The sequence below is a fragment of the Streptomyces sp. NBC_01707 genome (assembly GCF_041438805.1).
Classification (GTDB): domain Bacteria; phylum Actinomycetota; class Actinomycetes; order Streptomycetales; family Streptomycetaceae; genus Streptomyces.
This window is the reverse complement of record NZ_CP109190.1, coordinates 2018038-2034185: the sequence shown is the minus strand read 5'-3', so window position 1 is coordinate 2034185 and position 16148 is coordinate 2018038. Positions and strand designations below refer to the sequence as shown.

Annotated in this window: 12 protein-coding genes; 7 read left to right on the top strand and 5 right to left on the bottom strand. The window is 70.6% G+C overall.

Features of this window, described 5'->3' with window-relative positions:
- The first annotated feature begins 10 nt into the window (after positions 1 to 10).
- The 6 genes from OG963_RS09285 (at position 11) to OG963_RS09260 (ending at position 6380) form a co-directional block, all read left to right on the top strand.
- Positions 11 to 1216, top strand: coding sequence for an MBL fold metallo-hydrolase (locus tag OG963_RS09285; protein ID WP_371798748.1), 1206 nt, complete (start codon positions 11 to 13; stop codon positions 1214 to 1216).
- 1237 nt (positions 1217 to 2453) lie between these two features.
- A complete protein-coding gene (locus tag OG963_RS09280; protein WP_176901979.1) occupies positions 2454 to 4343 on the top strand; it encodes an ATP-binding protein in 1890 nt (629 codons plus the stop codon).
- A 7-nt stretch (positions 4344 to 4350) separates the two neighbouring features.
- Entirely contained in the window at positions 4351 to 4785 is a 435-nt protein-coding gene (locus OG963_RS09275; RefSeq protein ID WP_030924005.1) for a roadblock/LC7 domain-containing protein, read from the top strand.
- Positions 4786 to 4787: 2 nt separating this feature from the next.
- Positions 4788 to 5159 carry a DUF742 domain-containing protein gene (locus OG963_RS09270; protein ID WP_030924003.1) on the top strand — a complete coding sequence of 124 codons (372 nt, stop codon included), beginning with the start codon at positions 4788 to 4790 and terminating at the stop codon, positions 5157 to 5159.
- On the top strand, positions 5137 to 5787 hold the full coding sequence (locus OG963_RS09265) for an ATP/GTP-binding protein (protein WP_030923999.1): 651 nt from the start codon (positions 5137 to 5139) through the stop codon (positions 5785 to 5787). The genes OG963_RS09270 and OG963_RS09265 overlap by 23 nt, the downstream gene beginning before the upstream one ends.
- The gene (locus tag OG963_RS09260; RefSeq protein WP_093769965.1) at positions 5784 to 6380 is read left to right on the top strand and encodes a GAF domain-containing protein; all 597 of its coding nucleotides are present in this window, start codon (positions 5784 to 5786) and stop codon (positions 6378 to 6380) included. The genes OG963_RS09265 and OG963_RS09260 overlap by 4 nt, the downstream gene beginning before the upstream one ends.
- Before the next feature lie 19 nt (positions 6381 to 6399).
- Here OG963_RS09260 and OG963_RS09255 read toward each other — a convergent pair whose 3' ends face one another.
- From OG963_RS09255 to OG963_RS09235, 5 genes are all read right to left on the bottom strand, one after another.
- A complete protein-coding gene (locus OG963_RS09255; protein WP_371798747.1) occupies positions 6400 to 8403 on the bottom strand; it encodes a DUF2264 domain-containing protein in 2004 nt (667 codons plus the stop codon).
- Positions 8404 to 8613: 210 nt separating this feature from the next.
- Positions 8614 to 11049, bottom strand: a complete 2436-nt coding sequence (locus OG963_RS09250; protein ID WP_371798746.1) for a polysaccharide lyase 8 family protein — start codon at positions 11047 to 11049, stop codon at positions 8614 to 8616.
- A 21-nt stretch (positions 11050 to 11070) separates the two neighbouring features.
- The gene (locus tag OG963_RS09245) at positions 11071 to 12462 is read right to left on the bottom strand and encodes a M60 family metallopeptidase (protein WP_093769968.1); all 1392 of its coding nucleotides are present in this window, start codon (positions 12460 to 12462) and stop codon (positions 11071 to 11073) included.
- Positions 12463 to 12619: 157 nt separating this feature from the next.
- Complete coding sequence (locus tag OG963_RS09240) at positions 12620 to 13714, bottom strand: LacI family DNA-binding transcriptional regulator (RefSeq protein ID WP_093769969.1); 1095 nt, start codon at positions 13712 to 13714, stop codon at positions 12620 to 12622.
- A gap of 62 nt (positions 13715 to 13776) precedes the next feature.
- Positions 13777 to 14763, bottom strand: a complete 987-nt coding sequence (locus OG963_RS09235; RefSeq protein WP_176901981.1) for a hydroxyacid dehydrogenase — start codon at positions 14761 to 14763, stop codon at positions 13777 to 13779.
- Positions 14764 to 15102: 339 nt separating this feature from the next.
- On the opposite strand from OG963_RS09235, the gene OG963_RS09230 reads away from it, so the two are divergent.
- Positions 15103 to 16125 carry an ABC transporter permease gene (locus OG963_RS09230; RefSeq protein ID WP_371798745.1) on the top strand — a complete coding sequence of 341 codons (1023 nt, stop codon included), beginning with the start codon at positions 15103 to 15105 and terminating at the stop codon, positions 16123 to 16125.
- Positions 16126 to 16148: the final 23 nt, after the last annotated feature.

The window sequence follows — 16148 nt, the reverse complement described above, 5'->3', positions numbered from 1 at the left end:
AGGAGATGTTGTGACCGGCGCTGACTCCCTGCATTCGCTCCGTACCCGGCTGCGTTCGCTGCGACCCGCCGCATTCGGCGCCGACCCGGGGGGCGCGCGCATGGAGCGCATCCGGAACTCGCCCAATTTCGCCGACGGGGTCTTCCAGAACCCGGTGGGGGCCCGGACCAGGCCGTCCGGCTCGACGCTGGAGTTCGCGAAGGTCTACTTCCACAAGGAGGAGCGGGTACGCAGGTCGCCGAACGGCATGATGCCCGTCCATGCGACCACCCTCGCCGACCTCGCCCGGCCGCCGGCCTCGGGGTTGCGGCTCACCTGGATGGGCCACTCGAGCGTGCTCGCCGAGATCGACGGCCGACGGGTGCTCTTCGACCCGGTATGGGGTGAGCGCTGTTCGCCCTTCGCGTTCGCCGGACCCAAGCGGCTGCACCCGGTGCCGTTGCCGCTCGCCACGCTCGGCCCGCTCCACGCGGTCGTGATCTCGCACGACCATTACGACCACCTCGACCTGCCGACGATCCGCGCCCTGGCGGGCACGGACACGGTCTTCGCGGTGCCCCTCGGAGTCGGCGCCCACCTGGAGCGCTGGGGCGTGTCGACCGACCGGCTGCGTGAGCTCGACTGGAACGAGACCACGAACATCGCCGGGATCAGCTTCACCGCGACTCCGGCCCGGCACTTCTGCGGACGTGGCCTGCGCAACCAGCAGCACACGCTCTGGGCGTCCTGGGCCGTCGCGGGCCCCGAGCACCGGATCTACCACTCCGGGGACACCGGCTACTTCCCCGGTTTCAAGGACATCGGCGCCGAGCACGGCCCGTTCGACGCGACGATGATCCAGATCGGTGCGTATTCGGAGTACTGGCCCGACATCCACATGACCCCCGACGAGGGCATGCAGGCGCAGCTCGACCTGCAAGGGGGCAAGCCGCACGGTGTCATGCTGCCCATCCACTGGGGCACCTTCAACCTCGCCGTTCACCCCTGGCACGAGCCTGCCGAGCGGACGATGCTAGCTGGTCACACGGTCGGCCAGGTCACTGCCGCGCCTCGACCCGGTGAGCCCTTCGAGCCCGCGGACCGACCGGCCGTCGAGCCGTGGTGGCGACAGTGCGCCGCAACGCCCCTGGAGGGGTGGGCCGAGTGGCCGCCTCCGGAGCCGACCGGGGCCGTCGTCACCTCGGCACCTGATGACGACCTCGTCGCGGAGATCTGACAGCGAACGGAGAGCGGCCTCGGAGACATGGCGAAGCCGCTGCCGCACTATCGGCTGCCTAGCAGAGCCAGGCGAGCCGGGCCACTGACTCCCGCTCCCCCCGGGGGGAGCGGGAGCCGAAGGCCCGTCAACAGATCCGGCTGCCGCTTTCGCGAAACCCGTGCCGCATCCGTGTCGGGCCCCGGAGTGTGAAGTCCTGACACCGAGTGCCCCACTCCTCCGGTTCGACGGCGGGGTGGGGCCTCTGCCGGGCCCGCAGCTCGGACGACCCGGAGGCCCGCCCCGTCACCCGCGCCATCGTCCTGCGCCCCTTCGAACCACAGATCGCCTAAGTCGTGACTAGTAGACGTACATGGGGTAGCTGGGGTAAACGGGATACACGGGGTACACCGGGTACACGGGGTAGACGGGGTACACGGGATAGGTGGTGGGCGCTGGCCGCCATCCGCAGTCGCCCGGGTGCCAGTCGCACCAGCTGGCGGGTGCGGCCTGTGACGCGGTGGTCCGCGCCGGAACCTGTGGGGCCGCCTGGGCTGTCGGTGCAGCTACGGAAAAGGCGAGCGCTGAGGCCAAGGCGGATGCAGCCACGAACGCCGGGATTCGCCTACGCAGAGTTCTGGTCATGATGAGCCTCGTCCTGTGGAGACCCCCGAGTTCTGCTGTTCCCCCGTATTTCCACGCTCCGCTTCTTGTCGACCCCTGGCAACCCCTCCCGCGCCTGTCGGCCGAGGCGTGTGTGCTTCACCCGGCTCCGCGCCGGTCGGCCGGTCGACGGCGTCGACCTCGGACGACGCCGCCCACCCTCACCGTGCATCGCACCCCACTTGAGCACGCACCGTGCTCGTGGATTCGCGGATCCCGCAGCCACCTCCTGCAAGCTCCTCCATGACTACGACCGGGGTATTCGCGCTCGAACTGTTCGGACCGTCCGGGTCTGCCGGACCGGCCGCGCCGTCATGTGTGTTCCGGCTGCCCGGGTCTACGTGTACGCGGGCGGGTGTCAATGAGGCGTATTCGGCTGTCCGTGCGAGAGCTCATACCAGAGCGGGACGGATGGCGGGCAAGTTCTACAACTGCCCGCCACGGATACGCGATCGACGACTACCGTGTGTGGCCGGTGATCAACGGTGGGCTCATATCTTCCGGGCCTGCCCGACCGATGACCTGAGCCTGACCGACCACCGTAGGTGCCACCAATGAACGCCGAATCCTGGTGCCCCACGTACCGAGGACGCTGATGTCTCAACTTCGCGCACCCGAAGCGCGACCGGAACGCCGAGAAGGCGGGCGGCACGGCCGGCCGGGGGCCCGTGCCCACTCGGCCGCCGCCAGGCCGCGCGCCGCACAGCCGTCCCCCGACGCCCGCATACGGCCCCAGATCTTGCGCACGGCCGTGCTGCCGGCCGTCGCGGTGGCACTGAGCGGCACCGCAGCAGTGGTCATCACCGTCCGCTCCACGAGTGCCCCGATGACCACCCAACTCTGGGCCGCGCTGGGCGGATCCGCGGCGCTGGCCGTCGCCGCCGTGGTCGCCGCGTCCCTCGGTGCCAACCGGGTCGCCACCACCGTCCTCGGCCGGTGTCTGGCCCTGCGCCGTTCCAGTGCGCAGGGGCAGGCGGAACTGCAGCGGGTGGTGGAGCAGTTGCGCAACGGCGAGCCGTTGCCCGCGCGGCGGCCCCCGCAGCCCGTCCCACCCGGGAGCGACGCCTTCGACCTGCTCGCGCAGGAAATGGGCCGCTCGCACGAAGGGGCCGTGGCCGCAGTCGTGCAGGCCTCCCGGCTCACCCGCGCATCGGGCGAGGAACAGCGGGTGGAGGTCTTCGTCAACCTCGCCCGCCGGCTGCAGTCGCTCGTACACCGTGAGATTCAGCTGCTGGACGAGCTGGAGAACGAGGTCGAGGACCCCGATCTGCTCAAGGGCCTGTTCCATGTCGACCATCTCGCCACCCGCATCCGCCGGCATGCGGAGAACCTCGCCGTCCTCGGCGGCGCCGTCTCCCGGCGGCAGTGGAGCAACCCGGTCACCATGACCGAGGTGCTGCGTTCGGCGATCGCCGAGGTCGAGCACTATCCGCGGGTCAAGCTGGTGCCGCCGATCGACGGCACGCTACGCGGGCACGCCGTGGCCGACGTGATCCATCTGCTGGCCGAACTCGTCGAGAACGCCACGGTGTTCTCCGCCCCGCACACCCAGGTGCTGCTGCGTGCCCAGCACGTCACCGCGGGGCTCGCCCTGGAGGTCGAGGACCGCGGGCTCGGCATGCCGGGCAACGAACAGCAGCGGATGAACACGCTGCTCGCCGACCCCGACCGGGTCAACGTCGCCCATCTGCTGCAGGACGGCCGGATCGGACTGTTCGTCGTCGCGTCACTGGCCCGCAGGCACGGCATCGCGGTCCGGCTGCAGAGCAACATCTACGGCGGCACACAGGCCGTGCTGGTGCTGCCGCAGTCCCTGCTCGGGGTCGAAGGGGACACGCCCCCGACGGCGGACGCCGCCCCGGTCCCGCCACCCGGTCCCGTACACCGGCCACCGGCCCAGGACGACACCGCCCACCAGCGGAACCTGAGCCCCGCCCCGGCCCCGGACCGGCAGCCGCAGATGCCCAGTCGGCCACTGCGGCTGCATCAACCACCGCAGCAGTTGCGAAGGCAGGGCGAAGCCCCACCGCTGCCGTCGCGTGCCGAGAGCGTCAACCGGTGCACCCCCGCCGATGCCCGCCCCGGTGTCCAGCGCCCGGACGACGCGATCGCGGCGCTCCAGCCCGACCCCGGAGTCGTGCGCGGCACCATGGGCCGGCCCCAACTCCCCAGGCGCGCCAACCAGGAACACCTGGTCCCGCAGCTCAGGGAGGCTCCCGTGCCGCGCGCCGAGGACGAACAACCCGTCCTGCACGACCCGGGCCTGATGGCGTCCTTCCGCCGGGGCATCGAACTCGCCGAGGCGCGCAGCGTCTCGGAGGCCGACACCGCTCAGGCCCCGGACGGCGTCCTCGACGCGCCCGCACCGCAGGCCTGGCGACCGCCGGCCCCACTCGAACCGCTGCCGGTCCGGGGACTCACCGCGCCCGCCGAGCCGTCGCAGCCCGCCCCGGACCCCCTCGAGACGAACACCTTCAAGGAGTAGATGCACCATGGCGACCGATATGCCGTCCGGTCAGGTCTCGGACCTCGACTGGTTGCTGAGCGGGCTGGTACAGCGTGTGCCGTACACGCGCAGCGCGGTCCTGCTCTCCGCCGACGGGCTGGTGAAGTCCCTCCACGGCATGGATGCCGACAGCGCCGACCACATGGCGGCGCTCGCCGCCGGCCTGTACTCCCTCGGGCGCAGCGCCGGGGCGCGCTTCGGCGACAACGGGGAGGTCCGCCAGGTGGTGGTGGAGCTCGACTCGACGCTGCTGTTCGTCTCCACCGCCGGTTCCGGCACCTGTCTCGCCGTCCTCGCCGGACGCGAAGCGGATGCCGCGGTGCTCGGATACGAGATGACCATGCTGGTCAAGAGCGTCCGGCCGTATCTGATGACCCCGGCCAGACAAGCGGCCGGGGCACCGAGCGCCACGGGACTGTGAGGGTGTCGGCCAAGCAGGACGGGCCGTTGCTCGACGACGCGGCCGGCCGGCTCATCCGTCCGTACACCGTCAGCGACGGCCGTACCCGTCCGACGACCGTGCTCGACCTGCTCTCCCTGGTGATGGCCACGGGCAGCGATCCGCAGACCCATCTCGGCCCCGAGCACTGCGTGGCGCTGGGACTGTGCGGCGGTCCCACCTCGGTCGCCGAGATCGCCGCGCATCTGCGGCTGCCCGCGGTCGTCACCAAGGTGCTCGTCTCCGATCTGGTGGACTGCGGCGCAGTCACCGCGCATCCGCCGGCCTTTCATGACATGCCCACCGACCGATCCCTGCTGGAGGCAGTGCTCGATGGCTTACGACGACAGCTCTGACGGCTTCGGCGGCTCGGCCGGGGGTGACGGCACCGGGGACACCGAATACTTCCCCGTCGCACTCAAGGTCCTCGTGGCGGGCGGCTTCGGCGTCGGCAAGACGACGTTCGTGGGCGCGGTCAGCGAGATCGCACCGCTGAGCACGGAAGAGCTGCTCACTCAGGTCAGCGCCGCGACCGACAGCCTCGAGGGGATCGAGTCCAAGACCGCGACCACGGTCGCCATGGACTTCGGCCGCATCACCCTCGACGAGCAGCATGTGCTCTATCTGTTCGGTACCCCGGGCCAGGAGCGCTTCTGGTTCATGTGGGACGAGCTCTCCCAGGGCGCGCTGGGCGCGGTCGTGCTGGCGGACACCCGCAGACTCGAGGAGTGCTTCCCGGCGGTCGACTTCTTCGAACGGCGCGGCATCGGATTCATCGTCGCAGTGAACGAGTTCGACGGCTCCTACCGCTACGGCCCAGAGGAGGTGCGCGCCGCGCTCGACCTCGGCCCCGATGTGCCCGTCATCCTCTGTGACGCCCGGATCGCCAGCTCGGGCACCGGAGCGCTGGTCACGCTGGTGCAGCACCTGATCAACGCCACCTCCTCACCGGCCCCGCTCTCCGGCTACGGAGCCCGTCCGTGAGCCGACACGCGACCGGTCGGCCGCTGCTGACCCCCGTCGACCGCGATGCCTCCGTCCGCACCCGACGACTGCGGATGCTCGGGCTCGGGGAGCGCGGCGACACCTCGTTCCGCAGCTTCGACGCGTTCGCGGACAAGGTGGCCGAAGTGACGGATGTGCCGTATTCGATGGTCAACTTCATTGACGGGAACCGGCAGTTCTTCGCCGGTCTGCACACCCCTGCCGGCACCCGCACCGGTTCCGATCTGGGTGCCACGGCCGCGGGCAGCGGCCATGGCGGACGGTACATGGCGCTCGACCACGGCTACTGCCCGCATGTCGTCGCACGGCGCAAGGCACTGGTCCTGGAGGACGTCTGCGACTACCCGCGATTCGCCGGCAACGCGGTCGTCGACGAGATAGGCATCCGTTCCTATCTGGGGGCGCCGCTCATCGACCGCACGGGCGTCGCACTGGGCGCCGTCTGCGCCGTCGACACCGTGCCCCGCCCCTGGGGGCGGGCCGGCCTCGACACGATCAAGTCCCTGGCGCAGGAACTCATCGGCCACATCCAGCGACGGGAGGACAACCGGTTCAGGAGCATCAAGCCCTGATCCGCCCCGCCTCCCGCGCTCACACCTCGACCGTGGTGCCGTCCAGGAAGGTCAGCACCACCGAATCCGCGTCCGCCCGCACCACCACCGACGTACGCAACGCCCGTGGATGCACGGTGTCGCGGGACAGCGCGATCAGCGAGACGTGGATGCTCCGCCCGCCCGGACGATGGGCGGCACACAGATACGGGATCGCGGAGTGCGGTCCGAACGCATTGGACTGCACGTCCCGCGCGACACCGGACCCGTGCGTCTCCAGGCCGCCTGCGGTCATGCCGGCCCGCGCGCTCTGCACAGCCTCCGGGGTTTCCTCGACCGCCGCGCCGCCGTCGGCTTCCGCGTCCTCCTCGGTGTCCCAGCCGTACAGTGCGACAACGGCACTGGTCAGACCGTCGGCTGTGCGCGCCGTCGCCCAGCCGGGGCCCGACGAGACGCGCGGCCGCTCCTCGTGCGCCACGGAATGACCGCCCTCCCGCACGATCGCACCCTCCGGCGCATCGACCCGGTGCACCCGGATCTCCCACGGGCCGTGCAGCACACTCGTCGTCTCGATCCGGTACGTACGCTCGTCACCGGGCAGTTCGGCCGCGTACCAGGACGAGGCGATCCGGTCCTCGCAGCGCAACGGATGAATCCTGCGCCGCCGGGACGGGGTGCCGTCCGGTGCGAGCAGGGCCAGATGGCCGTCGACGGAACGTGCCACGGCGTGCGGAGCGGACTCGGGGGCCGTCGCCGTCGAGTAGCAGAGTCTCGCGTAGTGCGGATCCTCCTCGCCCGCCTGCGGTGCGTCGTCGGTCGCGGCCGGGGGGTTGTGGTCACTGCCGTGGTTGATCAGCCGGACGATACCGTCGTGCCGGGTGCCGTGCAGTAGCCACCCCGGTGCTGGCAGCGCGGTGTACCGGTCGGACTCCTCCACCGGAAGCGGGAGTTCGCGCTCCGTCCACACCGGGTGGTCCGCCGGGAGCAGCAGCCCGAGGAACCCCTTGCTCGCCCAGTACGGGGAGGCGGGACCGGAGTACGGCTGGGTGCTGGGCAGGAACGTGTCGTACCAGCCGAGGGTCAGGAGCCCCCGCTCGTCGGGGATGCCGCGCTCCACGAAGTGCCGCAGGGTGCCCGAGGCGAGCCGACGCGTCAGCCCCGGCGCGAGCGGCGTGCAGTCGGCCAGCGCCCCCATCCAGACCGGTGCGAGGGCCGCGAATCGGTAGGTCAGGGAACGCCCCTGGTGCACCGGCGCACCGTCGGAGCCGAAGAACTGCGGATAGTCCTCCAGGAACCGGGAGAGCCGCTGCCGGTAGACCTCGGTCCTGCCCCCGTCGTCGCCCGGGCCCACCATGCGCGACCAGAGCAGCGGATACAGATGCATCGCCCAGCCGATGTAGTAGTCGAAGTTCCGGCCGTCCCCGTCCGTGTACCAGCCGTCCCCGACGTACCAGTCCTCGATCCTGTCCAGGTTGCTCTCGATGTCGGAGCGGTTGTACGGGGCGCCCACCGAGGCGAGGAACTGCTCGGACACCACCTGGAAGAGGCGCCAGTTGTTGTCCCAGGTGCGGCCGCCGACAAATCCCGAGAACCAGTCGACGACCCGCTCCTGGACGCGGGTGTCCAGCTTGTCCCAGATCCAGGGGCGGGTCTCGTGCAGCGCCACGGCGATCGAGGCCGCTTCGACCATCTGCTGTGAGCAGTCGGTGAGTGCGGGCCAGGCCTCGGCCGACCCCGGGTCGGTGCCGGTCGCCAGACCCTGCGCGTAGCGCTCGATCAGTTTCGGGTCGACGTCGCCCTGGGCTCCGGCGATCCGGAAGGCCGCCATCAGGAAGGAGCGTGCGTACCCCTCGAGCCCGTCCGACACCACGCCCGACCAACTGGCCCGGCCGGGCAGCCGGTACTGGGCGAAGCCCGAGGTCGCGTACGGGACGAGAGCGTCGAGCATGCGGTCGGCCGTGACCTCCCAGTGGGCGCGCGTCCAGCCGGTCCGTGAGGACAGCAGTCGGTCGGTCGGCGGGAGGTGCAGGAAGGGCGCGGTCATGCGGGCGGTGCTCCTCAGTCCGTCAGGGACGACGGGTCTACGGGCGGTGTGGGCAGGCTGAGCGCGGCGAGGACGGCCTTCGTCCGTGTCGATCGGCTACTCCCACTTGTCGGCGTGGAAGCCGGTGAGATCGTAGCCAGTGAGCTCGAGGAGGAACGGGGGACCGGCGGACCGGCGGCCGGTGCTCACGGGCCGGCCGCCGGTGCCCGGTCAGGAGAGGGTGGCGGTGTGCGTGTGGCCGCGTGATCCACCGACCGCCACCGTGAGCACGGGGTGTCGGCCCGGCGCGAGGGACACGGTGTCGTCCGCGGCGACCACCCGGCCGGCGGGGAAGGGAAGTTCGACGGTGAGCGACGTCAGGGTGCGGCTCGGGTCGGCGACGGCGACGTTGAGCTCCCGGCCCCGGCGCTGGACCAGGACCGAGGCCGGACCGGATGCGGTGATCCCGGCGGCGGTGCCGGCACCCCAGAAGTTCACTGCCGTCAGCCCCTGCCTGCGGGCCTCGACGGCCTGTGCGGTGGTGTCGTTGGCGACGATCCGGACCGGCCGCGAATGCGACCAGACCGCGGTCGCGGCCGCGGAGGCACCGGGCAGCAGCACATAGGAGTAGCCCGCACCGGCGGGCGAGACACCGTGGTCGACCCAGAGCGTGAGGTAGCGGCGGGTGACCGGATCGGTGCTGCCGCCGGTGTCCGCCCCGGTGTTGATCGCCCGCCAGGTCCCGGTCCGCTCCTCGCGCAGCGCGCGCAGATCAGTGGGGTCGGCGAAGACATAGCCGCCGACGCCGTCGACATGGGCCCACCGGGCATGGCCGAACTTCTGCGTCCAGCCCTGCTGGGCGGGCTGCCGGACGCCGTCGACCAGCAGCCGCTGTGTGCCGTTCCGGCCGAGGTTGCGGTTCTCGACGATCGTCTCGACCGTGCGGCCGTCGCCCGACGAGATGCCCGCGCCCAGCGCGATCACCGCGTTGTCCAGCAGGAACCACGACTTCTTGGTCCGCAGGGAGGTGCCTGCGGGGCCGATGAGCTCCATCGCGGCAGCACCGTACCGGTCGTGGAGCACCGCTCCGCCCGCGACCGCGTTCGTCGGCCGGTAGGTGGAGGTGCCGGTGCCGGTGCCGAGATCGGTTCGCTCACGGGTGTCGACCGTGGTGCCGGGCAGGCGGTACGGGTCGACGGTCGGCCAGAAGCCGTCGTCGAACTGGCCGAGGTCGTCGCCGTCGTACAGATAGGTCATGCCGTCGCCGGTGTACCAGCCGTGCAGATTCTCGCCGTTGCCCGCCTCGTATGCCGAGATGCGTTTCGAGGAGAGCGACAGGGTGCAGCCCCATCGCGCCTGGCGGTGCACCACCCGGTCCATGTCCGCGAAGACGAAGTGGCCCGTTGTGCGCGGTCCGGGGTGAATGGTCCGGTCGTTCAGCACCGCTTTGGCGAGGGCGAGCTGGGGGAGCGTGGCGAGCGAAGCGAACGGGGTGGTGCGGTTGCGGGTCAGCCAGCCCTTGACCAGCTCGCGCCAGCGGTCGGCGTACGCGGCGGGTGCGCCCGTCGCCAGGAGCAGGATCGCGGCGACGGCCGCCGCACCGTCACGGTGGTCACCGGCGCGCTCCCGGGAAATCGCTCGGCCACGCACCGCGTCCATCATCAGCCCGTCGAAGACCACCGGCGCGAAGGAACGCTCGACGGCCTCGTACATCACGGAGACGCTCGGGTCGGCGATCGCCCACTCGGAGTCCGCGAGCAGGGACAGCAGCCACGCGGCGCCGCCGAGCAGCACCGCGCCGTACGTACCGGTGTACGCGACCACATCGTGCTGGACGAACGACCCGTCCCGGTAGAAACCGTCACCCGAACTCGTATACCGGAACAGGCTGTTGCGTCCCGAGTCACGTACGTCGGAGAGGGCGTCACGGGCCGATGCCAGTTTGGCCGCGTCCTGTCCCAGCAGCCCGCGCAGCGCGACGATGACGGCCTTGTCCGTGCGGTTGGCGCCCGTCTCGGCGAGCGTGGGGGAGTTGGTGCGACGGTCCGCGTCAGGGCAGAAGCGGTCGACGACCGCCAGATAGGCCGCCAGATCGGCGGCCGGAAGACGGTCGCGCAGCAGGACGGAGCAGTCCATCAGCGCGCGCGGGGCGCCGATCTCCCAGAACCACCAGTTGCCCGTCTCGCGCTTGGCCGGGTTGTACGCGGTGTCGTGGGCGAAGCGCAGCGCGGCGACGAGGGTGTCCGCCGCCTCCGCACTGCCGGCGAGTGAGGTACCGGGGGTGGCCCAGGCGGTGGCGAGCGTACGCAGCCGGGTGTAGCTCTGGCCGAAGTTGCCCGGGTCGGTAGCGGGCGAGAGGTCCGGCCAGAGGGCGGTCCGTCCGGCACTGCGGTCCAGGGTCTCCCAGAGCCCCTTCGCCGTGGCGTCCAGGGCCGCGACCGCGGCTGCGAAATCGGCGTCCGAGGGGTCGAACGCGCCGCCGGTCAGGAGAGTTTCGGCACGCTGCAGAAGCGCGTCGAAACCGACGGTACCGACCGTCTCGACGGGTTCGTCGGCCGTGTCGCCGGACTGCGCGCGCGCGGCACCGGCCGACGTGGCAAGTGTCGTGGCGGATATGGCCGCAGTGGCGCCTGTCGCGGCGAGAAGGGTTCGTCTGCTGACATTCATGGTGACTCCTTGCGCCTGCGGTCAGTCGGTCAGCGTGCTCGGGTCGACGGGCGGCTTCGGCAGGCGGAGCGCCGCCAGTTCCGCCTTGCCCGTGGCGTCGATCGGGAACGCCCAGGTGTTCACGTAGAAGTCCGTGAGGTCGTATCCGGCGACACGGCTGGAGTAGGTGGCGAGTGCCCGGTAGCGCTTGTCGGTCTCCGTGTAGTCCGACTGCGGGTTCTCCTCGCGCACCAGCTTGTGCAGGCGAGGCCAGAAGTCGTCCCCGAAGGCGAGCTCCAGCTGGCGCAGTGGGACGAGCTTCTCGTAGGCGCCGAAGGACTTCTCGTACGTGAGCCCCGCCGTGCCGAACTTGTGTTGCGCGGACCGGAAATAGGTGAGCCCGGTCGTCGCGTCGACCGTGAGCAGGTTGGACGGCTGCCGCAGGGTGCGCTGTGCGGCCAGCGAATAGATGTTGACCGTGACCTCGGTCAGACCGCCCGGCTTGTACGCCATCTGCTGGTGGAGGTGGCCGAGTTCGTGGTACAGCCCCCAGCCGCGAGTGCGCAGCCCTTCCACTGTGGTGGCCCGGTCGAGATAGGCGCGGGGGAAGCCGTTGTAGCCGTGCGTGGCGTAGGCGCCGACACCGGTCGGCACCTTGCTGACCTCGGTGAAGTGGTACGGCCCCGCCTTGCGCCGGTGCACCGGCCTCGTACCGTCGAGGCCGCTGATCCGGGCGTGCGAGTCGATGATCGTCTCGACCAGTTCGAGAAGCGCGGCATGGTCCTCGCCGCGGTACAGGAGCGCGCCGTCGCGGGTGAGCGTCATGATCGTGTGCGGGGCGTGGAGTTCGACGTACGGCGAGCTGGTCAGCGTGTCGAGTTGGTGCTGGTAGTCGGCCTCGGAGGTGCGGCCCAGTGTGAAGACCGGCATCGGTACGGCACCGGACCGGAAGACCACGCCGGCCCGCTCGCCGCTCCCCGCCAGGGTCAGGTACACGGGACCGCCGTGCGGGTCGGTCACGGTGTTCGCGCCCGCGGTCAGCGGGTAGCTGCGGGGCTCGGTGACCTCGCCGTAGTAGTCCCAGGTGCCGATCCGGAGGGTGGGCAACAGGCCGTCGTGGGGCTGGACGGTGAAGGAGAGCGCGGCTCCGGCCGGGACGTACAGGCCGGTGGGCTGGAACTCGGAGCCGCGAAGGGCCTGTCCGAGCCGCAGCCGCTCCGCCTCGGCGGCGGGCCGGGCGGTCACGGTCACCTTCACGGGGCGGGCGGATCCGGCGGCGCTTCGTGTCGCGGCCGGGGCGGACTGTGCGGTGGCGCCGAGCGCGGCAGCGGCTCCGACGCCGGCGGCCGCGGCGAGAACCGACCGGCGGCCGACGGAGGAGGAGCTCGACGTCGGGATCGAGGAGCTGACGGCGGAGAAAGGGGGCTTACGCATGCGGAACTCTCCCTGCAGAAACAAATGAAGGGCGGAAGCGTGCGGAACGGATGTAGCTCGCCGTCAGCATGTAAGCGGTTGCTATCGAGCCGCAAGAGGGGTGGGGAAGTTACTGCTCTTTACTATGGCCAACTACGGTCAGTGACGCAGTAACCGGTCACATACGGGCGGTCCGCCCGGATCGCGGCGCGACAGAATCGCGTACCACGATGTGCGTGCCGAGCCGCAGCGCGCCCGCGGTCGGCTCGCGCCAGTCGTCCTCGTCCCCGCCACCGACGGCCAGCCGCACGGCCTGCCGCCCCATCTCCTCCAGCGGTACATGGACGGTGGTCAGCCGCGGGCGCAGCTCCTGGGCGACCGGGATGTCGTCGTACCCCACCAGGGAGATGTCCTCGGGCACCCGCACCCCGGCCTCCTCCAGCGCCTGGGCCGCGCCTGCCGCCACGATGTCGTTGGCAGCGAAGACTGCGGTGAACTCCGGCCCGTCCTGCAGTAGTTCGGCCATCCGCCGGTAACCGAAGTTCCGGCTGAAGGTACCGGTCTGCGTCAGCTCCGGGTCCGGTGTCACCCCGCGCAGCTCCAGGGCCCGCCGGTGTCCGGCCAGCCGGTCGCGCGTGGTGGAGAGCTTGGGCGGCCCGCCCAGATAGAGGATCCGCTCGTGCCCCTGCATCAGCAGATGGTCGGTGATGGCGAAGGCACCGCCCTCGTTGTCGTACTCGACCGCGGCCGTCGGTGCCTGCTCGCCCAGCGGCGGCCTGCCGCACAGTACGAGTTTCGATCCGCCTGCGTCCAGCTCACGGGCGCGGCGGGCCAGCTCCGAGGTGTAGCCGCGGTCGGCGACGCTGCCACCGACCACGATCACCGCATCCGCCCGGCGCTCATGCATCAGCTCGACGAAGGCCAGCTCGCGCTGAGGGTCTCCCTGGGCGCAGCAGACCAGGCAGAGCCGCCCGCCGAGCGCGGCTTCCCGTTCCACGCCCCGGGCGATGTACGCGTAGAACGGGTCGATGAGCTCGCTGACGATGATGCCGACGGTGCGGCCGGAGGCCCCGGCGAGGGCGCGGGCATGCGCGTTCACGACGTACCCGAGGTCGCGCATGGCGGCCTCGACCCGCGCCCGGGTGGCTTCCGCGACCGGGTAGTTGCGGTTCATGACACGCGAGACCGTCGCCGTCGAGACGCCTGCCTGCCGGGCCACATCGGTGACGGTGGCTCGGCGCTGCCCGTCCGTGGCCGTGCTCTGCCGGCGCATCCGGCTCACCCCCTGGGGACTGTTGTGTGACGTCGAGCCTAGAGCCTGCGAACGGGTGGGGTTCATGCAATCCTCCCCAGGTCGGCCCGGTGGACCGGGTGGGCGAGGGGGGCGCCCTGCGCGTACCGCACCAGCTCGTCGACGGCGAGCGCCCCGAGCCGCCCCACCTCGTTTCCCTGGGCGCCCGCCAGGTGCGGGGTGAGGAAGACGTTCGGCAGGTCCCACAGGGGGTGCCCGTCCGGCAGCGGCTCGGGCGACGTCACGTCGAGGACCGCGTCCAGCCGCCCGCTGACCAGGTGCTCGGTCAGCGCCTCGGTGTCCACGAGGGGACCTCGCGCGGTGTTGACGAGCAGGGTGCCGGGACGCATCAGGCCGATCCTGCGTGCGTCGATCAACCCGCGGGTCTCGGGTGTGTCCGGTGCGTGCACGGTGACGACGTCGCTGGTCGCCACGAGGGTGTCCAGATCGGTCGGGGTGACGCCGAGCCGTGCCGCCTCGGCGGCGCCGACGTACGGATCGTGGAGCAGCACGTCGGCGTCGAGGATCCGGAGGAGTTCGATGACCCGGCGGCCGATCCGGGAGGCGCCGACCACGCCGATGGTCAGTCCGTGCGTGCCGAGCCAGTGCTGGCGGTCGAGGTCGGCGCCGGTGCGGTGGGTCCGCCGGGTGCGGAACAGCCCGGCCAGCGGGAACACCCGCTTCGCGCCCATGATGATCGCGGCCAGGGTGTACTCCGCCACCGGTACGGCGTTGGCCGCCGCCGCGGAGGAGACGACGATTCCGCGGTCGAACGCGACGGGCGACAGAAACGTCTTCACCGTGCCGGCCGCATGGATCACGGCGCGCAGTCCGGGAGCACGGTCCAGCAGCGCCGCGTCGACCGGGGGGCAGCCCCAGCCGGTGAGCAGGACCTCGGCCGAGGCGAGCGCCTCGGCGGCCTCCGGTGAGGCGAACTCGCCGAGCGCGGACGGGGTGAGGAGGTCGGCGGACTCCTCCAGCCGGGCCCGTACGGCCGGCGGGAAGACGTCGTCGACCAGTCCGGGGCTCATGACCAGGACCGTGCGCGGCCGCCTCGGGGGCGTTTCCGCAGTGTCGGAACCGGAATGAGCCGGTGCCTCTTCGGTGGTTCGCACCCTGCCTCCGGACAGTAAGCGTGTTCTGTGGAATGACCGGCACGCTAAGGAGCCCGATGCCCGACCGTCAAGCATGACGACTACTCAAGTAGCCTGTTTACTCGCTAATTTGCGGATTCATCCCCTTGGATTTGAGTGAGTGAGCCTCCGCATAACTCAGCCGTTTCTTCAGATCCCTTGACGCTTGGGTTAACCGCTTACTAACTTGCCGCCGCAGAAGCTCACCACGCGCCACCCGGCCGAACAGGACGCACCATGGCTGAAACAGCACCCCCGCTGCCCCGGGAGAAGCGGTCGAGACGGCACCGGAAGGCCGAGACGTCTTCGCCGTCCCCGACCCCGGCCGTTCTCGTGCAGAACAGGCTGACCCTCCGGCAGCGGATCAAGCGGGACCGGGTGATGCTGCTGCTGACCCTGCCGGGCCTGCTGTACTTCATCGTCTTCCACTACGTACCGCTGCTCGGCTATGTCGTGGCGTTCCAGGACTACCAGCCGTACCTCGGCTACATGCACAGCGTCTGGGTGGGGTTCGCCAACTTCACCACGGCCTTCGGTGAGCCCGCCTTCTGGTCCGCGACCTTCAACACCCTGGAGATCGCCCTCATCCAGCTGGTGTTCTTCTTCCCCGTACCGGTCGCCCTGGCCCTGCTGCTGAACAGCATCGCCAGCGACCGGATACGGCGCTTCGTGCAGAGCGTCGTCTATCTGCCGCACTTCATCGGCTGGGTCATCATCGTCTCGATCTTCCAGCAGATCCTGGGAGGCGCCGGGCTGCTGCCCGACGTCCTGGGCGGGATGGGACTGCCGCGCTACGACATGATGAGCGACCCCGACGCCTTCCCCTGGCTGCTGACCCTCCAAGTGGCCTGGAAGGACGCCGGCTGGGGAACGATCATCATCCTTGCGGCGCTGCTCGGCATCGACAAGGGCCAGTACGAGGCCGCCGCGATCGACGGCGCGGGACCCCGACGCCGCCTCTGGCACGTCACCCTGCCCGGCATCGCACCGGTCCTGATCCTGCTGCTGATCCTCAACCTCGGGCAGATCCTCTCCGTCGGCTTCGAGCAGATCCTGCTCCAGCGCGACGCGGTCGGCCCGGACGCCGGTGAGGTCCTGGACACCTACGTCTACTACCACGGCATCAAGGACAACGACTGGGGAGTCGCCGCCGCCGTCGGGCTCGTCAAGGCGGTCATCGGCACCGCACTCGTCCTGGGCGCGAACAAGTTCGCCCACCGCCTCGGCCACGAAGGGGTGTACCGCGGTGCTAACCGTTGAGAAACCGCCCGCCACATCCGTAT